The 18,782-nt window shown below is 71.0% G+C and carries 19 protein-coding genes and 1 pseudogene; 11 read left to right on the top strand and 9 right to left on the bottom strand.

Annotation, left to right across the window (positions count from 1 at the left end):
* The first annotated feature begins 126 nt into the window (after nt 1-126).
* The gene (locus ACLQ3F_RS03150) at nt 127-1,293 is read left to right on the top strand and encodes an MFS transporter (RefSeq protein WP_425845801.1); all 1,167 of its coding nucleotides are present in this window, start codon (nt 127-129) and stop codon (nt 1,291-1,293) included.
* 171 nt (nt 1,294-1,464) lie between these two features.
* On the opposite strand, the pseudogene ACLQ3F_RS03145 reads toward ACLQ3F_RS03150, so the two are convergent.
* Nucleotides 1,465-2,463 (bottom strand): annotated as a pseudogene (locus tag ACLQ3F_RS03145) (MFS transporter); the annotation flags it as partial.
* A gap of 99 nt (nt 2,464-2,562) precedes the next feature.
* Here ACLQ3F_RS03145 and ACLQ3F_RS03140 point away from each other — a divergent pair.
* Nucleotides 2,563-3,405 (top strand): LysR family transcriptional regulator, encoded by an 843-nt coding sequence (locus ACLQ3F_RS03140; protein ID WP_355006962.1) that lies wholly within the window; start codon nt 2,563-2,565, stop codon nt 3,403-3,405.
* A gap of 16 nt (nt 3,406-3,421) precedes the next feature.
* Here ACLQ3F_RS03140 and ACLQ3F_RS03135 read toward each other — a convergent pair whose 3' ends face one another.
* Together ACLQ3F_RS03135 and ACLQ3F_RS03130 are read right to left on the bottom strand one after the other, a co-directional pair.
* Complete coding sequence (locus tag ACLQ3F_RS03135) at nt 3,422-3,877, bottom strand: hypothetical protein (RefSeq protein WP_425845798.1); 456 nt, start codon at nt 3,875-3,877, stop codon at nt 3,422-3,424.
* A complete protein-coding gene (locus tag ACLQ3F_RS03130) occupies nt 3,874-4,275 on the bottom strand; it encodes a DUF6069 family protein (protein WP_425845796.1) in 402 nt (133 codons plus the stop codon). The genes ACLQ3F_RS03135 and ACLQ3F_RS03130 overlap by 4 nt, the downstream gene beginning before the upstream one ends.
* Nucleotides 4,276-4,466: 191 nt before the next feature.
* On the opposite strand from ACLQ3F_RS03130, the gene ACLQ3F_RS03125 reads away from it, so the two are divergent.
* Complete coding sequence (locus ACLQ3F_RS03125) at nt 4,467-5,567, top strand: sensor histidine kinase (protein ID WP_425845793.1); 1,101 nt, start codon at nt 4,467-4,469, stop codon at nt 5,565-5,567.
* The gene (locus ACLQ3F_RS03120; RefSeq protein WP_425845790.1) at nt 5,564-6,217 is read left to right on the top strand and encodes a response regulator; all 654 of its coding nucleotides are present in this window, start codon (nt 5,564-5,566) and stop codon (nt 6,215-6,217) included. The genes ACLQ3F_RS03125 and ACLQ3F_RS03120 overlap by 4 nt, the downstream gene beginning before the upstream one ends.
* 13 nt (nt 6,218-6,230) lie before the next feature.
* Here ACLQ3F_RS03120 and ACLQ3F_RS03115 read toward each other — a convergent pair whose 3' ends face one another.
* Nucleotides 6,231-6,701 carry a hypothetical protein gene (locus ACLQ3F_RS03115; RefSeq protein WP_425845787.1) on the bottom strand — a complete coding sequence of 157 codons (471 nt, stop codon included), beginning with the start codon at nt 6,699-6,701 and terminating at the stop codon, nt 6,231-6,233.
* Nucleotides 6,698-7,291 (bottom strand): CDP-alcohol phosphatidyltransferase family protein, encoded by a 594-nt coding sequence (locus ACLQ3F_RS03110; protein WP_425845784.1) that lies wholly within the window; start codon nt 7,289-7,291, stop codon nt 6,698-6,700. The genes ACLQ3F_RS03115 and ACLQ3F_RS03110 overlap by 4 nt, the downstream gene beginning before the upstream one ends.
* 138 nt (nt 7,292-7,429) lie before the next feature.
* Here ACLQ3F_RS03110 and ACLQ3F_RS03105 point away from each other — a divergent pair, with 138 nt between their 5' ends.
* The 3 genes from ACLQ3F_RS03105 (at nt 7,430) to ACLQ3F_RS03095 (ending at nt 10,283) form a co-directional block, all read left to right on the top strand.
* Complete coding sequence (locus tag ACLQ3F_RS03105; protein ID WP_425845781.1) at nt 7,430-8,536, top strand: sensor histidine kinase; 1,107 nt, start codon at nt 7,430-7,432, stop codon at nt 8,534-8,536.
* Entirely contained in the window at nt 8,533-9,180 is a 648-nt protein-coding gene (locus ACLQ3F_RS03100; protein ID WP_355006970.1) for a response regulator transcription factor, read from the top strand. Before ACLQ3F_RS03105 ends, ACLQ3F_RS03100 begins: the two co-directional genes overlap by 4 nt.
* Before the next feature lie 239 nt (nt 9,181-9,419).
* Nucleotides 9,420-10,283 (top strand): TIGR03620 family F420-dependent LLM class oxidoreductase, encoded by an 864-nt coding sequence (locus ACLQ3F_RS03095; RefSeq protein ID WP_425845777.1) that lies wholly within the window; start codon nt 9,420-9,422, stop codon nt 10,281-10,283.
* 66 nt (nt 10,284-10,349) lie between these two features.
* Here ACLQ3F_RS03095 and ACLQ3F_RS03090 read toward each other — a convergent pair whose 3' ends face one another.
* Nucleotides 10,350-11,255, bottom strand: coding sequence for an oxidoreductase (locus tag ACLQ3F_RS03090; protein WP_425845774.1), 906 nt, complete (start codon nt 11,253-11,255; stop codon nt 10,350-10,352).
* A gap of 54 nt (nt 11,256-11,309) precedes the next feature.
* Here ACLQ3F_RS03090 and ACLQ3F_RS03085 point away from each other — a divergent pair, with 54 nt between their 5' ends.
* The 3 genes from ACLQ3F_RS03085 (at nt 11,310) to ACLQ3F_RS03075 (ending at nt 14,221) form a co-directional block, all read left to right on the top strand.
* Nucleotides 11,310-11,735: a MerR family transcriptional regulator gene (locus ACLQ3F_RS03085; protein WP_425845771.1), complete on the top strand. Its 426-nt coding sequence runs from the start codon at nt 11,310-11,312 to the stop codon at nt 11,733-11,735.
* 585 nt (nt 11,736-12,320) lie between these two features.
* Complete coding sequence (locus ACLQ3F_RS03080; protein ID WP_425845768.1) at nt 12,321-13,616, top strand: GAF domain-containing protein; 1,296 nt, start codon at nt 12,321-12,323, stop codon at nt 13,614-13,616.
* Nucleotides 13,616-14,221, top strand: coding sequence for a hypothetical protein (locus ACLQ3F_RS03075; RefSeq protein ID WP_425845765.1), 606 nt, complete (start codon nt 13,616-13,618; stop codon nt 14,219-14,221). Before ACLQ3F_RS03080 ends, ACLQ3F_RS03075 begins: the two co-directional genes overlap by 1 nt.
* Nucleotides 14,222-14,499: 278 nt before the next feature.
* Here ACLQ3F_RS03075 and ACLQ3F_RS03070 read toward each other — a convergent pair whose 3' ends face one another.
* The gene (locus tag ACLQ3F_RS03070; protein ID WP_425845762.1) at nt 14,500-15,642 is read right to left on the bottom strand and encodes a glycoside hydrolase family 53 protein; all 1,143 of its coding nucleotides are present in this window, start codon (nt 15,640-15,642) and stop codon (nt 14,500-14,502) included.
* A 9-nt stretch (nt 15,643-15,651) separates the two neighbouring features.
* Entirely contained in the window at nt 15,652-16,836 is a 1,185-nt protein-coding gene (locus ACLQ3F_RS03065) for a cellulose binding domain-containing protein (RefSeq protein WP_425845759.1), read from the bottom strand.
* Between the two features lie 313 nt (nt 16,837-17,149).
* On the opposite strand from ACLQ3F_RS03065, the gene ACLQ3F_RS03060 reads away from it, so the two are divergent.
* Complete coding sequence (locus ACLQ3F_RS03060) at nt 17,150-17,977, top strand: SAM-dependent methyltransferase (RefSeq protein WP_425845756.1); 828 nt, start codon at nt 17,150-17,152, stop codon at nt 17,975-17,977.
* A gap of 86 nt (nt 17,978-18,063) precedes the next feature.
* Here ACLQ3F_RS03060 and ACLQ3F_RS03055 read toward each other — a convergent pair whose 3' ends face one another.
* Nucleotides 18,064-18,471, bottom strand: coding sequence for a nitroreductase family deazaflavin-dependent oxidoreductase (locus tag ACLQ3F_RS03055; RefSeq protein ID WP_425845753.1), 408 nt, complete (start codon nt 18,469-18,471; stop codon nt 18,064-18,066).
* Nucleotides 18,472-18,782 lie beyond the last annotated feature (311 nt).

The following is an 18,782-nucleotide window of genomic DNA, read 5'->3' as shown; positions in this document are numbered from 1 at the left end:
GCCAGCCGATTTCGCCCGGCCGCCGAGACCCGCGAGCGGAGCGGGGCCGGGCCCTCGATTACGGTGACCCCCTGAAATGGGGGGTGGATCATGGCACCGGAGATGTCGCCACGAAGGGCAAGGGCCGTGCTCGTCACGCTCTCCCTGGCCGCGTTCGCGTTCATCACGACCGAACTGCTGCCCGTCGGTCTGCTGACCCGCATCGCGCCCGATCTGGACCGGTCCCGCTCACAGGTGGGCCTGCTGGTCAGTGGGTACGCAATCGTGGTGGTGCTGGCGTCCGTGCCGCTGACCCGACTGACCCAGCGGATCCCCCGGCGGCACCTGCTCGGCGTCACGATGCTCCTGTTCGCCGCCGCGAACGCCGCCGCCGCGCTCGCGCCGACGTACGCCGTACTGGCCGGCACCCGCCTGGTGACCGCCCTCGCCCAGGCGCTGTTCTGGTCCGTCGCCACGGCGACCGTGATCGGGCCGTTCCCAGTCGCGGTGCGAGGTCGGGCGGTGGCGCTGTTCGCGACCGGGGCGACGCTCGCCCCGGTGCTCGGCGTACCCCTCGGCACCTGGCTCGGGCAGCAGGCCGGCTGGCGGGCGGCGTTCGCGGTGCTGGCCGGGATCGGGGTGGTGATCGCCGCGGCGGTGCTGCTCCTTCTGCCCTCCTATCCCCCGGCCGCCGGCGGCGCTGCCCGGGGAAGCGCACCGGACGGCCGGCGCTTTGCCGTCCTGCTGACCGCCACCGCCCTCGGCATCGGCGGCTTCATGACCCTGCAGACCTACGTGACACCGTTCCTGCTCGACGTCAGCGGCTTCGCCGACGCGGTGCTGGCGCCGTTGCTGTTCGTTTCCGGCGCGGCCGGCGTCGTCGGCACCCTGGTCGCGGCCCGGACTCTGGACAGCCGACCGATCGCTTCGCTGCTGACGCCGCTGGGCATCGGTACGGCCTCGCTGCTCGGGCTGCACGCGCTCGGCACGCTCAAGCCGGGCGTGGTCGCGCTTCTCGCCGGGATCGGCCTCGCGTACGCGGCGTTCGGCTCCGCCGTACAGAACCGGATGCTGCACCTGGCCCCGGGCAGCACCGACATCGCGTCGGCCGGGGTCAGCGTCGCCTTCAACGCCGGCATCGCCGGCGGATCACTGCTCGGCGGTGCCCTCCTGCCCGCCTCGGGGGCACGCCCGCTGGCGCTCGCCGGCGGACTGCTGACGCTGGCCGCGCTCACGCTGCTCGCCGTGGACGCCCGTCGCCACCGCACCGCACCCGCCAGCCGTGTCTCCGACCTCCATGGACAAAACACCTAGACCTGCGGTGGTCCCCGGCATCGCCCGGCGACGTTGTCGCGCGGGTGATCGGCGGGACAGCAGGTATCCGGTCCCCGCGGCGGCCAGGCCGGCCAGACCGGCCGCCGCGAAACCGGCCGCCGGCACGGAGAGGTCGATCGCCACACCGATGAGCGGGGATCCGAGCGCGAAACCGGCGCTCTGCGCCGACGATTGCAGACCCGTCACCTCGCCGCGTGCGCCGGACGGCGCCAGACGGCTCACCGCGTCGGCCACCGAGCCGAGGGTCGGCGCGGTGAGGAGGCCGCTTCCCACGACGGCCACGCACAGCCAGGGCCAGTCGTGGGCCAGTCCGGCGGGAATCGTCACGAGCCCGAGCAGGGTGAGCAGCAGCCAGGTGGGCAGCGGGCGGGGCAGCGCGCCGTAGACCAGCCCGCCGATGACCGACGACACGCCGAACACCACGACGACCACGGCGGCCCAGGACACCTGACCCGCCTCCCGCAGCGTGGCGACGATGGCGAGATCGATGCCGCTGAGCAGCGTCGTCGTCCCGAACGCCATCGTCAGCGCGGCGACCATCCTCGCGCTCAACCACTGCCGCCGTGGGGGTCGTTCCGCGGCGGCGGCCTCCGCCTCGTCCCGGGCGTGCATCGGTGGGTTGAGCACGGCGATGCCGACGCCGCCGGCCAGGATCGCGGCGCCGACCCCCCAGGCCACCACGTCGGGGGACACCGTCGCCGCGCCCAGGATCACCACCGCCGGCCCCACGATGTACGACAGCTCGCCCTGCACGGCTTCCAGCGCGAACGCGGCCCGGCGCTGCTCCGACGTCGTCATCGCGGCGATCGCCTGCCTGCTCACCGCCTGGGCCGGCACCATCAGCAGGCCCGCCACGAAGCTGGCGACCAGCAGGAACCCGTACGGCAGGACCGGCACACCCAGCCAGAACACGACCTGCGCGCCGACGGTCACCAGCAGGACGGGACGCAGGCCCCGCGAATCGATCATGCGGCCGAGCAGCGGCCCACCCAGTGCCACTCCGGCGGTCAGCGCCGCCGCGACCCCGCCCGCTGCCGCGTAGCTCAGCTCCAGGCCGAGGACGACGAAGAGGGTCAGCGCCATCACGTCGGCGGTTATCGCGGTACGGGCGAGCAGTGAGACGCCCAGCAGCGGTGCCAGCCCTGGCACGGCGAGCACCTGCCGGTAACTGGTCACCCGTCTGACGCTAGCCCCGCCCACACGCCATAAGAAGACGTCATCTTGTTGAGGCTGGCATAATGAATCCTTATGGCAAGGGACCTGGAGACCGCCCTGCTGCGGTCGTTCGTCGCCGCCGTACGGGAAGGCAGCATCAGCCGTGCCGCGACCGCGCTCGGGCAGACCCAGCCCGGCCTCAGCCAACAACTGCGCAAGCTCGAAACCGTCGTCGGTCGACCGCTGCTGCACCGGTCGTCGTCCGGTGTCTCACCGACCCGGGCGGGCGAAGAGATCCTGCCGTACGCCGAACGCATCCTCGCGCTCTCCGCACAGGCACTCGCCGAGACCGGCCGGGCGCTCACCGGCCACTGTGGCGTCGGGTTGCTCGAAGACCTCGCCGCGTCCCACCTTCCGCAGGCCCTCGCCGACCTCGCCCGGCTGCATCCCGGCGCGACGCTGGAGGTGCTCAGCTGCTCCAATGCCGCCATGCGGGAGGCGTACGACGCGGGACGCGTCCAACTCGTGCTCGACGCGGTGCCGGACATTCCCGGACCGCCCCGCTGGACGGTGCGCGCCCCGCTGGTCTGGGCGACCGGGCAGGGTGTGGACGTGGCCGCCGACCCGCTGCCGGTGGTGCTCTTCTCCAACCCGTGCTCCTGGCGTACGTCGGTGCTGGACGCCCTGGAGCGTGCCGATCGGCGTTGGCGGGTGGCCTTCGAGAGCAACAGCCTGGTCGGGGTGCTCGCCGCAGTACGGGCCGGGCTCGGCGTGGCGGCGCTCATGCCCGCGAACCTCGAACCGGCCATGATCTGCCGGGACACCGATGCCCTGCCCGTCCTGCCGGACGTCGAGTTCGGTCTCGCCCGGCACCCCCGCACCGATGGTGATCCGCTGATCGACGCCGTGGAGACAGTGCTCCGTCGCCTCGTCTGAGCACGCGCCTGGGCGGTCACCCACTCGCCCCGCTGACGACCGCCATCATGATCAGGGTGCGTCGCCGACGCTGACTCGTCAGCGCGAAACAGGCGGTGAGCACCACCAGCTCCAGCTCGGCCCACTCACCGGTGACGTCGACGCGGATCGGCCCGCCGCGTCGACCGGGGAGGCGCACCGCGAGGCGGTGCCCGTCGCGTACCAGTTCACCGCCGCAGCGACCGGGCGCCCAGTGGGCCACCCCGCCGGGCCCTGGCACGTGCGACCGGCGCGGGTCGAGCCGCACCGGCACGCCGTGCTCGCCCTGGGCGGTGAACCCGATACGTCGGCGGTCGGTCGGGGCGACAGTCCAGCGGCCGGTGCCGGTGCGGATCTCGCCGCACCGCCAGGTCCAGCCGGTACGCAGCGAAGCGTGCGCCCCGGAGTCGAGGACGAAGACCCCGTCCTGTTTGCGTACGGTCAGCGTGGTCATCGGCTCGCCCTTTCCGGGCGCGACCGGGGCAGGCCGAGGATGAGGATGACGCCGACGCTCACGTGCAGCAGCGCGAGGGTCGCCTTCGCTCCCCCGCCGACGCCACTCGGCGGCCCGAGCACGAGTGACAGCAGCAGGACGGCGACCGCGATCGAGGTCCACCAGACGCGGGAGCGGTTGGTGCGGCGTTCCAGCACCGCGAGCAGCGCCCAGCCGGCCAGTGCCGCGACCGCGGTGGCCACGATGACCGCTGCCACCGTGATCTGTCGGGTCGAGTTCGCCGACCTGACCGCCAGGTCGACGCCGGCCGCCGAGCGCAGGAGCGCGAACTCGACCACCGCCACCACGATCGCGCCGGCCGTCACCGCGGCCCGTCCCAGGAGAAGGTTGTTTGTCATGGCCTGAGTCTGTGGACCGGGCCGGGCCGGACGCGTCGGTCCAGACGCCGCGGCGGGTACGTCCGCTGGCGGCCCGGCGTACTACCAAAGGAGGTGGTCCGGCCGGCCCCGAGCCCAGTAGCGTGCGCCATGTGGATGCGGCGACGTGCGAGGTCAGGCCGCCGCGGACGTGGCGTTCCGTCCCGGTGGTCGTGACGACCGTGGCGATCGGCGTCCTCGTCGCGACCATGCTGTGGTCCGCCACCCGTTCCAGCTCCGCCGGCCTGGTCGGCCTCGACGTCGCGCTGGCGGTGGCCTCCCTGGCCCTCGTCCCGGTGGTCGTCCGCCGCCCGCGGGTCGGTGGCGTGCTGGCCGGCCTGCTCGTCGCGCTGTCTCCGGTGGCCACGCCGGTGGCCAGCTTCGCGGTGCTGTTCATCGCGCGCAACCGGCCGTTTCGGCAAGCGGCGGCGGTGGCGGCGGTCGGCGTGGCGGGCGAGGCGGTGCAGGCGCTCTGGCGGCCGGTGCCCAGCCTGCCCTACGGGTGGCGGCTGGTGCTGATGACGATCGCCTACGCGGCCCTGCTCGGCTGGGGCACCTGGGCGCAGGCACGTAACGCCCTGCTGGCGGCGCTGCGCGACCGGGCCCGACGGGCCGAGCGGGAGCAGGAACGACGGGTCGACGAGGCGCGGGCGGCAGAGCGCAACCGGATCGCGCGGGAGATGCACGACGTGCTGGCCCACCGGCTGTCCCTGCTGGCGGCGGCCGCTGGCGCGATGGAGTACCGGCCGGACGCGCCGCCGGAGCGGCTCAGCGCCGCCGCCGGGGTGATCAGGGCCAGCGCACACCACGCTCTCGACGAGCTGCGCGAGGTCATCACCCTGCTGCGCAGCGACGACACCGAGTCGCCGACCGACGCACCACCCGGGCAGACCCTCGCCGACCTGCCGCGCCTGGTCGACGAGGCGCGGGCCGCCGGGCAACAGATCGAGGTCGACGACCCGTTCGGCCCGCCGGTCGAGATCTCCCCGACGGTTGGCCGCACCGCGTACCGGATCGCGCAGGAGGCACTGACGAACGCCCGCAAGCACGCGGCCGGCCAGCCGGTCCGGCTGGTGCTCGGCGGCGCACCCGGCTCCGGGCTGAGCATCGCGGTGAGCAACCCGACGACGCCCGACAGCGGCGCCACCGGCAGCGCCGGCACCGGCCTGATCGGCCTCGCCGAGCGGGCTGCGCTCGCCGGCGGTCGGGTCGCCCACCACGTCGACGCCGGAGGTCGGTTCCACCTCACCGCGTGGTTGCCGTGGCCGAGGTGACGGCTCCGATCCGGGTCGTCATCGTCGACGACGATCCTCTCGTACGGGGAATGCTCACGCTGATGCTCGACGGCGCCGACGGGATCGTCGTGGTGGGCGAGGCCGCCGACGGCGCCACGGCGATCACGGCGGTGGATCGGCACCTGCCCGACGTGGTGCTGATGGACATCAGGATGCCCGGCGTCAACGGCATCACCGCCACCGAGCGCCTGCGCCGTCGTCATCGGCCACCCGAGATCATCGTGCTCACCACGTTCGACACCGACGAGCACGTGCTGCGGGCGCTCCGAGCCGGCGCGAGCGGCTTCCTGCTCAAGGACACCCCGCCCGAGCAGATCAGCCAGGCGGTCCGCTCGGTGGCGGCCGGCAACCCGATGCTGTCTCCGGGCGTGACGCGCCGCCTCATGCAGCGGGTCGCGTCGGGGGCCGAATCCTACGAGCAGGCGCACGACCGGTTGGCCCTGCTCACGCCCCGGGAACGCGACGTCGTGCTGGCCATCGCGCAGGGGCGCTCCAACGCCGAGATCGCCAGCGAGCTGCTGATGAGCGTGACCACAGTGAAGGCCCACGTCTCGCACATCCTGACCAAGCTGGACCTCGACAACCGCACCCAGATCGCCCTGCTCGCCCACGACGGTCGGCTCCTCTGACGGGGAGCCGGGGTCAGGCCAGCACCGCTGGCAGCACGAGCAATGCGAAACGGATCACCCGCCCGGAGAGGCAGGCGACGGCGAACTCCCAGCGTCGAAGGCCCGCAGTGCCGGCGGCGATGCTGACGACGGCCAGCGGTGGAACTCCGACCGCAGCGGAGGCGAGCACGGTCGGCAGGGCCGTGCGGCGGCGGGAGAGCCAGCGTCGGATCGGCTCGGTCCACCGCGCCGCCCGAGTCGCCGCCCGACCTGACTGTGCCCGCTTCGCGATCTTCAGGGCCAGCCGCCCCGACCCACGACGCGCCGACTCGAACAGCAGCAGCTTGCCGGCGGTCTGCCCGAGTGCCAGGGCGAGCACGGCGACGAGAGCGTGGCCGCCGCGCTGCCCGGCGACCACGGCGTAGGCCTCGGCGTTGACGATCGGGACGAGCGCCGACGCGACACCGTAGCCGAGCGCCACCACGGCCTCGACGAGGCTGCTCATGCCCGGCCGTCCCGTTCGAGCAGCCGGACCACCGCGGCGACCGACCACAGCTTGACCGCCACGACGGCGACGGCGACGCCCAGCGCGAGCAGGTACTGGCCGAACGCGATGGCGCCGATGACGCCGGCGGTGTTGGCGACCTTGGCCAAGGGCGACCAGTTCAACGCCCACACCCGCCGGTCGACCAGGTGGAAGTAGTTGGGGCTGAGCACCGGCCAGCACAGGAACGCCAGCGACAGCATGGTGTCCAGCACCAGGAACGAGAGCAGGAAGACCACTGCCACGACCGCGACGTCCGGCACGAGGGACACCAGGCCGACGCAGAGTACGGCGGTGCACGCCCGGTCGCTCACGATGTCGAAGACGGCCCCCGCCCGGGTCTCCTGGCCGAGTCGGCGGGCAACCCAGCCGTCGAGCACGTCACCGAGCCAGTAGATACCGTACGATACCGCCATCAATGCCACCGACCCGGAGACGAGGGCCACGATCCCGACGGCGACAGCGGCGACCGTGCGAACGGCGGTGATGTAGTTGGGAACCGTACGAAGCGGGCCGACGGTCATGGCGGCGCGGGAGTCGACGAGAGTCACCTCCGCAGAGTCGTCCGGCGAGCGTTCACGCGGAACGTGCCGCGGTGCCGTTCTGGTTCCGAGGGCGGTACCGGAGTGCCGGCCGATCCGGTACCCGGGTACTGGCCGGTCTTCCGGCCCGTCACGGAGACTGTGCTGGTGCTGACTGGAATCCGCGAACGGCTGCGCGACCCCGGGCGGGTGCGCCGGCTCGCGTACGCTGCGGCGGCTTTGATCATCGCGGCCGTGGTCACCACCGTCGAGGACGGTGTGTCCGTGCCGGCGGGCTGGGCGTGGCTGGTGCTGCCGGTCGGCCTCGGGGCCACAGCGCTGCGCCCCCGTTACCGCACCCTGGTCTTCGCGGTCTGCGCGGGTTTCGTGGCGATCGTAAGCACCGGAGAGTCGGTGCAGCTGGGCCTCGCGGCAGCCGGCCTGGTGTTCGTCTCGGTCTGCGAGGACCCGGCTCGACACCCGTGGCTGGGGTGGGTGGTTGGCCTGATCGGCGCGGCCGGCGCCCTCACCATCGCGCTGCTCAACGAGCGAGGGGTGTACGAGCAGCCGCTCTTCTTCGTGACGGCCGGCTACCTCCTCGCGGTCCTGTTCCTATCGTGGTCACGTGGCTTCGCCCTGACTCGGGAGACAGGCGAGCTACGCGAGGAGGCGGCCTGGCGCGAGCAGCGCACCAACCTGGCCCGCGAGCTGCATGACGTGGTCGGCCACCATGTCACCGCGATGGTGGTGCAGGCCGAGGCGGGCCAGCTCAGCGACGATCCGGGGGCTGCGCTGCGGGCGATCGCGGGTAGTGGCCGCACCGCACTGAGCGAGCTCGACACGCTCGTCGTGCACCTGCGCGATCCCACCGCGTCGATAGCGGTGAGCGCGCCGCCGCGCCTGTCCGACATCGACGAGCTGCTCGCCCAGCCGCTACGTCAACAGGGCGTGACGGTGCGGGTCGAGCTGGACCCCGACCCGGGCCTCGACGAGATCGGTGTGTTGACCGCCTACCGCATCGCCCAGGAGGCCCTCACCAACATCTCCCGGCACGCGAGAGCCACGGCGGCCTGGGTCGAGCTGATCCGGGTCGGCGACCATGTTCGCCTGCGGGTCAGCGACGACGGCATCGGCCCACCCCGCGCAGGCACGAAAGGCTCGGGTCTGCTCGGCATCGGGGAACGCGTCTCCGCGCGCGGCGGGAGCTGGGAGCTGAGCCAGCGCCCCGGCGGAGGCACAGTGGTGCAGGCCAATCTTCCGGTGGTGAACCCGTGATCCGCGTCGCGGTCGCCGACGACCAGGAACTTGTCCGGGACGGCTTCAGCCTGATCCTGCGATCTCAAGCCGACATCCAGGTCGCGGCCGAGGCGGCCGACGGGCGGCAGTTGCTCGACGCGGTGCGGCGCGACTCCCGCATCGACGTAGCCCTCGTCGACATCCGCATGCCGGTACTCGACGGCCTGCAAGCCACCCGTGAGCTGGCCAGAATCCCACACTCGCCGGCCGTCATCGTCGTCACCACCTTCGACGACGACGCCTACGTCCTGGACGCCATCGCCGCCGGGGCACGCGGATTCCTGCTCAAGCGGTCCAGCGCGCGCGACCTCATCGCCGCGGTGCGTACCGTCGCGGCCGGCGAGGCGGTCCTCTCCGCCGAGGTCACCGGCGCCGTACTCGACCGGGTCCGCGCCACCGGGCCGGCCACCCAGGTGGAGTTGGCGGCCTACCAGCTGACCGCTCGGGAGACCGACGTGCTCGCCCTGATCGGCGCCGGGCTCAACAACAACGAGATCGCCGAACGCCTCTACCTGTCGATGAGCACCGTGAAGACCCACGTGACAAACGTGCTGGCCAAGACCGGCAGCCGCGATCGTGTAGGAGCCGCCATCCTGGCGATCCAGGCCGGCCTCACACCGTGACTCAGGAGCCGGCGGGTGCCAGCCGGCTTCCCGGGCTGGCCTGCCAACCTCCGAAGCTCGTCCGCGCCACGAATGCGATGACGAGGGCCGACGCGATGGTCAACACCATGGCCACCGGGGTGACGTGCTCGGCTCATGGCCCCACAAACTCTGCCCGGCCACACCGCGGTCAGCCGTCGGGATCAGCCTTGGCGGCGTTACCCGAAGCGGTCCCCGGCTGAGGGTCGTAGGGTTCCGGTATGGCACAACGACTCGTGAGCGTATGGCAACCGTTCTTCCTGGCTAGCGAGAGTCAGGGCGCGGCCATCGACGCCGCGACGGAGTTGGAGGGCCTCGGCTACTCCCGGATCTGGTTCTCCGGTGGGTTCGGGGAGAACGTCGCCCCCCGCTTCCGGGAGATCCTGGACGGGACCACGCGCATCGGGGTCGCGACCGGGATCCTCAGCATCTGGCACTCGTCGCCACCCGAGGCAGCGGCGTTCGCCCAGGACGCGGAGCAGGCGCACCCCGGCCGGTTCCTGCTCGGTCTCGGCGCCAGCCACGCGGTGGTGGTGGAAAGTGGCGGCACCGACTATCGCAAGCCGTACTCACGAATGGTCGATTACCTCGACGGCCTCGACGCGGCCGGGCTTTCGCCCGAGCGGCGCATCCTGGCGGCACTGGGCCCCCGGATGCTCGAACTCTCCCGCGACCGCTCGACCGGGGCGCACCCGTACTTCGTCCCTGTCGAGCACACCGCCGAAGCCCGGGCGGCAATCGGGCCCGACCGGCTGCTCGCCCCCGAGGTCGCCGTGGTCCTCGACGCGGACGCCACCACCGCGCGCGCCACCGCCCGCCAGTACACGAGCGGGTATCTCGCGCTGCCGAACTACACCAACAACCTACGGCGGTTCGGCTGGACCGACGAGGACTTCGCCGACGGCGGCAGTGATCGCCTCGTCGACGCCCTGATCCCGTGGGGCACTTTCGAAGAGGTGGTGGCCGGGTTGGAGAAGCACTACCAGGCCGGCGCGGACGAGGTGGCGATCCAGGTGCTCAACGGAGGCGACGACACGGCGTTCCCCGCCGACGCGTTCCGCGCCCTCGCCGCAGCCCTGATCTGACCTCCGAAACCCCGGCGGCACGATCGGGGCATGCCTGTGGTGGAAGCGCCGCGACACCACTGAGGCTCACCCGACGAGGTCGAGGCCGGTCAGGTCGGCCGACAGCGCCCAGAGGCGAGCTGCTTCGCCGCTGTCGGTAGGGCTGCCATCGGTGGTGCGACAGTCCACGCAGTAGTCGCCGCCCTTTGCGTCGAGATGGGGTGACGTGGCGGCCCACACCTGGGTCGCCGCGCCCTGCTCGACCGTCTTGAACAGGCCGGGCGCGGGAGTCCCCTCCGCGTCCATCCAGCCGGCGGCGACCATTTCCTCGACCGCGAGGTGTCGTTGCAGAGGGGTGAGGATCCAGCCGGGGTTCACGGAGAAGGCGCGGACGCCGTGCGTCGCGCCGAGCATGTCGAGGTGGCGGGCGAACAGGATGTTCGCGAGCTTGGACTGGGTGTACGCCTCCCACTTGTCGTAGCCGCGGGCGAACTGCACGTCGTCCCACCGGATCCGCCACGCCGGGTCGCGCCCGGAGGCCACCGAGACGACACGAGCCGCCCTGGCGGTGGTGAGGGCGGGCCACAGGAGGTTCACCAGCGCGTAGTGGCCGAGGTGGTTGATCGCGAATTGCGCTTCCCAGCCCGGCCCCACCCGCGTCTCGGGACAGGCCATGACTCCGGCACCCGCGATCAGGATGTCCAGAGCGGGGTGGTCACGCAGGAACCGTTCGGCGAACGCGTGGACGGAAGCGAGGTCGGCCAGATCGAGTTGGTCGACCTCGACCCCGGCCACGTCGGCGAGTGCCCTCCGCGCCGCGTCGGGCCGGCGAGCGGGGACGACGACCCGAGCCCCGGCCTGGGTGAGCGCGCGGGTCGTGGCGAGACCGAGGCCGGAGTAGCCGCCCGTGACGAGGGCGGTCCTGCCGGTGAGGTGGATTCCGGTGAGGACGTCCGCAGTAGTGCTGTGGGCACCGAACATGGTGGAGGTCATGCCGCGGACGCTAGGTGCTAGACCGAGGTCTAGGTCAATGGCTACGGTCGAGGCATGGCGGACGGCGGCCTCAGCATCGGGCAGGTGGCCCAGCGCACCGGGTTGACTGTGCACACTCTGCGGCTCTACGAGCGTGCGGGCCTGTTGGCCAGCGACGTGCGCCGCGACGGGTCCGGCAGGCGCGTCTACAGCGCCTGGGACGTCGAGTGGCTGACGAACTGTGTGAAGTTCCGGGCCTCCGGGATGCCGCTCACGACGATCGGCCGCCTGGCCCAACTCGTCCGCGAGGGCAGCGGCAACGAGGCCGAGCGGCTCGAGCTGCTCCGCGAACACCAGCGCCACGTCACCGAGCAGCTCACCCAACTGCAGGACTGCCTCGACCTCATCGATGCCAAGGTGGCCGGCTACGAACGACACCTCACCGCCGGCGCCTCAGGTGATCCGTGGCACGAGCAGCCCCATCCCACGACGGGAGGATGAATGCGTGATCGGTGACCGGTGGGGCGTGACCAGGAACGAGACGACGCGGTCCTATCCCTGCGACGACTTCGTCGTCTCACCCGCTCTCCAGGCATGGCGGGGAGTGTCGGTCGCAGCGCCCCCGCAGCGGTGTGGCCGTGGGTGGCCCAAGTGAGGCTTGCCCCGTACTCGTATGACTGGCTCGACGTCGACCCCGGCAGGCAGCTCACGAGCACCATCATGGGCGCCTTCATGTCCTACGTCCTGGTGCCTGGGAGCGGAACACCACGCGTCTGCTCCTCAAAGTCGTCATGCAGACGCCCCGCTGGGCCGCACCCGGGCTGTCCATCGGAGACCTGATCATGGCGCGACGGCAGTTACTGAACCTGAAGCAACTCGCCGAGCGCAGCCGGCACCGGTGAACGCCGGACCGGATCAGGCCGTCGGCCGGGCTTCAGGTTGCGGTGTGTGGTTGATGGGGTAAGACCTGAATGTCGGGCACCTGGGTAGGCTGCACCGGCGGTGGCTCCTTCCGGGCAGTGGTGGCCACCCGCACCGACCGGTGACACGTTCCCGTATCCGCAGACGAGAGGCGAACCCCCCACCATGACCGCGGTACCAGGCCAACGGTCTACTGCCGCTGCGCGTCCGGCCGCTGCCAAGCAAGCAGCGGAGGAGGACCTGCGGGCGCTGTTCGGGCAGTCCATCGCCGTCTTCGCCTCGCTGGCCGGGCCAGAGCACCTGCTGGAGACGGCGAACCCGGCGTTCCTCGCCACCATCGGCGAGGAGCGGGCCCGGGTCGGGGTCGCGCTCGCCGAACTGATGCCTGAACTGGCCGGTCAGGGATTCATCGCACTCCTGGACCAGGTCCTCCGCACGGGCGAGCCCTACACCGGCCGTGACGTCCGGGTGGTGCTGGGCAGCGGCCCGCAGGCGCGGGAGGCGTTCTTCGACTTCACCTACGAACCGCGCCGGGGCGCAGACGGCACCGTTACCGGCATCCGTGTGCTGGGCGTGGAGACCACGCAGGTCAAGCACGCCCAACGGCTGATGGCCGAACACCGCGCCCTGTTGGAGCAGATCGCCCGCCAGGCGCCCCTGACCGAGGTGCTCGACGGGATGGCGCGCTGCATCGAGAACCTCGCACCGCAGGAGGTGCTCGTCTCCGTACTGCTCGCCGATCCCGACGCCCGGCACCTGCGCCACGGCGCCGCGCCGAGCCTGCCGGACTTCTACAACCAGGCCATCGACGGCATCGCGACCGGCGAAGGTGTCGGTTCGTGCGGCACCGCCGCCCACCGGCGAGAACCGGTGATCGTCACCGACATCGCCACCGACCCGTTCTGGGACGACTTCCGAGGGCTGGCCGACCAGGCCGGGTTGGCGGCCTGCTGGTCCACGCCGATCCTGGCCCGCGACGGCGGCTTGTTGGGCACCTTCGCGATGTATCACCGCACCCCGCGCGTCCCGCAGGACACCGATCTCGCCCTCACCCGGCTCTTCGCCGGCACCGCAGCCCTGGCCATCGAACGCCACCACATCGAGCAGGCGAAACTCGCCGCCGAGGCGCGCGCCAAGTCCGCCAGTGACGAGTTGGCCAAGGTGCTGCGCGTGGAGCGGGAACTGCGCGCCGAGGCTGAGCAGCGCGCCGCCGTCGCGGCGGAACTCGCCACCCAGATGCGCGCCGCCGCAGCCGCGCAGGCCGCCGCGCCGCACCCCGAGCACTGCCAGCTCGGCGGCGCCGCCGGGTGCACGGCACCAGCCGAGGTCAAGGTCGCCGATTCGTGGGGTGACGCGGCGTGGGGCTGCCCCGCCCACGTCGAGGAGGCCATCCTCAACGTGCGGTCGGTGTTCATCGCCAGCGAGGAACTCGGCGGCCTGACCGCCTACCTCAACCGCTGATGGTTGCCGATGCCGCGATCGGATTCGGCTACAAGCTTGAGTGGCTCGCCGTCCGTGACCGGGACGCCGATACCGTCGCTGCCGCGCTGAACCTCAGCCGTCCCACTCCCGCCACCTGGCGTGGTGCGGTCACCGCTGCGTATGACGACCACGGCCAGTGGCTGCTCACGCCGCCGCTTGCCCGGTGGACGCTCGCCGCTTCGAGAGACGTTTGTGCACCCGAAGACGACCGATTCGCCGTTTGGCTGGCGGCGCTGAGCCGGCTGCTCGGTGAGGTGCAGTACTTCGGCACTCATCGCGTCGTTGAATACCACGGGTGGGGGCGCGCCCGGGGTGGCGTGGTGGAGCGAGCATTCGCCTACCTCGGTGAGCGCGGCGAGGCACTGTTCGACGTCGGCGAACGCACGCTGGAGGAGCAGGCGCTCGGAGTCGGGGTGGCCCCTGACGAGGACGAACCCTGGGACGACGACGATGACGAGACGTCGCCGTGGCCGGATGAGGAAACAGTGCTCACACTCGCTGGTCAGTGGAGCATCGACCCACGGACGCTGGACAGCGCCGTTGTTCCCGGGCATCCGTGGATCGCGTCGGCGCGATCGAGATAGCCGGAGAGCGACGAACAACCCCAAGGCAGACCCTCCGTTCCGACCGGCTTTTGCGCGTACCCCTTGCCACCCAGCAGGAGACGCAGCGCGCGCGTCTCGACCTGCCTCACCAGGGGTGGCCCGCCGAACAGCTAGGGCCGCCACTCCTTGCGGTAGTCGGGATGCTCGTTGTACGACTGGCCAGGCTGTCGACCAGGTCGAGCATCGGCAGGTGGCTGTCGAGGAGCGCTTCGCGATCGTGGCAGTGGCCAGGAGCCGTCGCCGCACGACCGACGGGGTCAGGGCGTCCACCGTACGCCCGGATTCACCCGCCCCGACCAGTCGAAGACCGCCATGTTGTCCCACTGATTACCGGTGCCGTTGATGTTGGCCGGGTCCCAGCCGTTGCCGCGGACGGCGTACCAGGTCGGTTCCCAGTAGAAGACGCCGATGGCCCCCGCGTTGCGGGCGGTGTTCTGCACCCAGTCGAACTCCTGGGCCTGCCCGGACCAGGTCGCGCTGATGCCGTCACAGGTCGCGTCGCCGATGGCGTTCGGTTCGCTGTCCGCGTTGTTCCGGGTGAAGGGGTACGCGGTCTCCACGATCACCACCGGCTTGCCGTAGCGCCCACGCAGGTCGACGATGTTGTTGTAGAGGTTCGCCAGGCTGCCGTGCCACATGCAGTAGTACGACTGCGCGGTGATGTCCCACTGCACACCCTGCGCTCGGATGCCGTCGTAGAACCATCGTGCGTTGGCGTTGCTGTCCGCGTTGGCGGTATGGATCATCACCGGGATGCCGCTGCCGCACGCCTTCGTCGCGTTGTAGCCCTGCTTCAGCAGGCCGGCCAGCGGGGCGAAGTCGTTGTTGACGACCTTGCCCTCGTTCCACAGCATCCCGACGTTGATCTCGTTGCCGATCTGCACACTGTCCGGCAGGGTGCCCTGCCCGCGCAGGCTGGAACAGACGTCGTAGGTGAAGGCGTAGACGTCGGTACGCAGTTGGCTGAGGCTGTGGCCGACCCAGGCGGCCGGCTTGTACTGCTTTCCCGGGTCGGCCCAGGTGTCGGAGTAGTGGAAGTCGATGAGCACCTTGAGGCCCTTCGCCCTGGCCGCCCTCGCCTGGCCCAGCACCGCGCTCTTGTTGTTGTAGCCGCTGACCGGGTTGTTCCAGACGCGCAACCGGACGTAGTTGACGCCGACGGACTTCAAGATGTCCAGTGGCTCGCGGGCGACGCCACCGGCGTCGTAGTACCTGGCGCCCAGATCCAGGCTGCGCTGCAACGACGAGACGTCAGCACCCCGCATGGTGAGCGTGTTCGCGGCGGAGGCGGGCGCGGGCGCGCCGCCGAGCGTGCTGGCGACGCCGAGGACGCCGACTGCGACGGCCGCGAGCAGAGCCCTGGCACGGCGGTGGTGGGGTGTGGCCGAATGTGTGTTCACGAGACTCCTTCAGCCCACCGTGCAGGGAGCGCCGTTCAGCGAGAAGCCGGTCGGCGGCGCGTCACTGACGCCCCACCGCCCCTGCACACCGAAGGTCGCAGAGCTGTTTGGTGCGAGGACGCGGTTCCAGTCGACGTTGCGGGCGGTCACGACGGCCCCGGTCTGGCCGATCGTGGCGTTCCACCCCGAGGTGACCTCCTGGTCCCCCGGGAAGCTGAAGGTGACGATCCAGCCGTCGATCGGTGCCGTCCCGGCGTTGTGGACTGTCGCAGTGGCCACGAAACCGCCCTGCCACTCGGACTGGTTTCGGTAGGTCACCCGGCAGGTCGAGGGCGGCGGGGTGGTCGTCGTCGTGGGCAGGGTGACAGTGTTGGACGCGATCGACACGTTGCCCACCACGTCCCGGGCCCGCACGTAGTACAGGTTGCGCAGCGGCACCGACGCAGGTAGCGGCGCCGTGTACGTGGTACCCGGCACGGTGGCGACCAGTTGCGAGGTGAACCAGCCGTCGAACCGGTAGACGTTGTAGCCGAGCACGCCGACGTTGTCCGTCGACGGCGACCAGGACAACGTGCCGGTCGAGGCGGTCACCTCGCCGACTGTCAGGTTCTGCGGCGCGCTCGGCGGGATGGTGTCCGGGCCGGTGTCCGTCACCGGGGTGACCACCGTCAGCGCATTCGACCAGTTCGAGCGTTGCCCGAGGCTGTCCCGGGCGATCAGTCGGAACGTGTACTGCTGGCCCGCCCCAAGGTAGCTGGTGATCGTGGTGCTGGTGACGGCCCCGACGCTGGCGCTGAAGACGATGTCGCCGAACTCCTGGTAGTACGTGATGTCGTACCCGGTGATGGCGCAGCAGCCGGACGTGGCGGCCGTCCAGGTGAGCGTGACCGACGCGCTGCGGACCTCGCTGGCGGTCAGGTTTGTGGGGGCACTCGGCGGAACGGGCGAGGTGCTCGGCGTACTGGACGGCGCAGTCGGCGGTGGCGGGGTGGTCCCGGCCGGCGCTGCGACCGACACCGCGGCCCCCGCGGGCGCCGGAGCGACCAACGGGTACACGGCGGGCGTCACGGTGCCGGCGTCGGCCGCCGGCGCGGCGCCCAGAGCGCTGGCGAGCACCGCCGTCGACAGCACGACCGCGGCCAGCAGCCCCGGCCGCGGACGGCCGAACAGCGAGGATGAGGGAGCACCTGTCATACGTCGACGATGCAGCAACACATCGATGATCGCCAACGTGTCTCACGCCTCGGCCGCTGATCAACCCGGCGCATTGCGGGTCATCGCCACTCCTCTCCCCCATCGCCTGGGCCGTGTCGCCGCGACGCGGTGTGGCCGCACGTCGATGACTATCCACTGTGTCGCTACCGACGCCATTGGTTGCGGTCGAGCGATTCGCTGGGAGCGATACCAGTGGGGCAAAATCCAATGCTTCCGATCGCTAGACTCGCCGCAACGCCGGCACCGCCCGCAGAGCCGAGCCCGCGCCAATCCCGATCGAATGGAGACGCCTGTGACCCGCGACAAGGCGGCACCCCCCGGCATCGACCCCAACATTCCCAGCGTGGCCCGGGTCTATGACTTCTTCCTGGGCGGCAAGGACAACTTCGAGGTCGACCGGAAGGTCGCCGAGCACGCCCTGCGGATCACACCGGACGGACCGGCAGCCGGTCAGGCGAACCGGGCCTTCCTGCGTCGAGTGATTCGGTACCTGGTCACCGAGGCGGGCATCGATCAGTTCCTCGACATCGGATCGGGGCTGCCCACCCAGGGCAACGTGCACGAGGTCGCCACCGAGCACAACCCGAAGGCTCAGGTGGTCTATGTGGACAACGACCCGATAGTCCTGACGCACGGGCGGGCTCTGCTCGCCGCCGAGGGCACCGCGACGGTGATCCAGGCGGACATCCGGGAGCCGCAGGAGATCCTCAACCACCCTGACGTACGACGGTTCCTCGACTTCGACCGGCCGATCGGCCTGCTGCTCTTCGCCATCCTGCACCACCTTGGCGACGACGAGGACCCGAAGGCGGTGGCGGCCGCGTTGATCGACGCGCTGCCCTCCGGCAGCTACGTGGCGATCTCGCACTTCCGCGACCCGGGTGAGCGGGACCCGGAGGGCTCCCGCAAGGCCCGCGAGGTCGAGCGGGTCTTCAACGAATCACTCGGCACCGGCCGCTGGCGCACCGACGAGGAGATCCTCTCGTTCGCCGATGGGTTGACGGTGCTGGAGCCGGGTCTGGTGCCGCTGGCCGAGTGGCGCCCAGAGCCGGACGCACCGACTACGGTGCAGACCGACACCTATCACACGTTCGTCGGGCTCCTCGCCCACAAACCGTAGGCGCCGTCTTCTGGTGAGCACGTCGGCGGGGCACCCCCGCCGACGTGCTCACGTGTCAGATCTGAACGTGGTTGTACCGACCCTGCCTAGGGTGCGGGTTCCAGGACGACGACTGGGATCTGCCGGGTCGTCTTCCGCTCGTAGTCGGCGAAGCCCGGATACGCGACCTTCTGCGCGCTCCAGATCGCTTCACGTTCGTCCCCGGCGGCCACTCTGGCGACCAACTCGACCTTGTCCGTACCGATCTCCGCTTGGACCTTCGGGTTGGCCAGCAGGTTGTAGTACCAATCGGGATTGCTGGGCGCGCCGCCCTTGGAGGCGAACACGGCATAGCCGCCGTCCACCGTCTGGTACATCATCGGGCTCAGGCGAGGCTGGCCGCTCTTGGCACCGACCGTGTGCAACAGCAGCAGCGGAGCGCCGGCGAACTGACCCCCGACCTGCCCACCGTTGGCACGAAACTCAGCGATGATCTTGTCGTTCCAGTCACTCATGAATTCTCCCCGCGTCCGCGCACCGGCTCCGTCGACACATTCTGACAGTCCCAACGGTGAACGGCAGCGAACGCTTCCGGCGTTGGCGTCGTCGTCGGGCGACCGTTTCTACGTCAAGGACATGCCGGATAGCCGTCCACCGTGCGATACCTCAGCCGGTCGCTTCTCCTTGGCGCGTTGGGTGATGTCGGCAAGGGCGACAGTCGCCTCGGCGGGATGACCGTGGCCGGTGGGTTGTGAGGTATGCAGGTGCCCGACGATCAGCAGGGTGCCGCCGGGCGGCCGTGCGCGGTGCTCGCGGTCCTACCTGG

This window comes from Micromonospora sp. DT15 (assembly GCF_049841475.1).
Classification (GTDB): domain Bacteria; phylum Actinomycetota; class Actinomycetes; order Mycobacteriales; family Micromonosporaceae; genus Micromonospora.
Note: the sequence above shows the minus strand (reverse complement) of the source record. Positions and strands in the feature narration are given on the sequence as shown.

What these genes read in the sequence shown, in the direction of transcription:
- ACLQ3F_RS03065 (WP_425845759.1), bottom strand. Translation starts at nt 16,836, where the DNA reads ATGACAGGTGCTCCCTCATCCTCGCTGTTCGGCCGTCCGCGGCCGGGG.
- ACLQ3F_RS03085 (WP_425845771.1), top strand. Translation starts at nt 11,310, where the DNA reads ATGGCGGACGGCGGCCTCAGCATCGGGCAGGTGGCCCAGCGCACCGGG.
- ACLQ3F_RS03090 (WP_425845774.1), bottom strand. Translation starts at nt 11,255, where the DNA reads ATGACCTCCACCATGTTCGGTGCCCACAGCACTACTGCGGACGTCCTC.
- ACLQ3F_RS03080 (WP_425845768.1), top strand. Translation starts at nt 12,321, where the DNA reads ATGACCGCGGTACCAGGCCAACGGTCTACTGCCGCTGCGCGTCCGGCC.
- ACLQ3F_RS03055 (WP_425845753.1), bottom strand. Translation starts at nt 18,471, where the DNA reads ATGAGTGACTGGAACGACAAGATCATCGCTGAGTTTCGTGCCAACGGT.
- ACLQ3F_RS03095 (WP_425845777.1), top strand. Translation starts at nt 9,420, where the DNA reads ATGGCACAACGACTCGTGAGCGTATGGCAACCGTTCTTCCTGGCTAGC.
- ACLQ3F_RS03140 (WP_355006962.1), top strand. Translation starts at nt 2,563, where the DNA reads ATGGCAAGGGACCTGGAGACCGCCCTGCTGCGGTCGTTCGTCGCCGCC.
- ACLQ3F_RS03135 (WP_425845798.1), bottom strand. Translation starts at nt 3,877, where the DNA reads ATGACCACGCTGACCGTACGCAAACAGGACGGGGTCTTCGTCCTCGAC.
- ACLQ3F_RS03115 (WP_425845787.1), bottom strand. Translation starts at nt 6,701, where the DNA reads ATGAGCAGCCTCGTCGAGGCCGTGGTGGCGCTCGGCTACGGTGTCGCG.
- ACLQ3F_RS03130 (WP_425845796.1), bottom strand. Translation starts at nt 4,275, where the DNA reads ATGACAAACAACCTTCTCCTGGGACGGGCCGCGGTGACGGCCGGCGCG.
- ACLQ3F_RS03075 (WP_425845765.1), top strand. Translation starts at nt 13,616, where the DNA reads ATGGTTGCCGATGCCGCGATCGGATTCGGCTACAAGCTTGAGTGGCTC.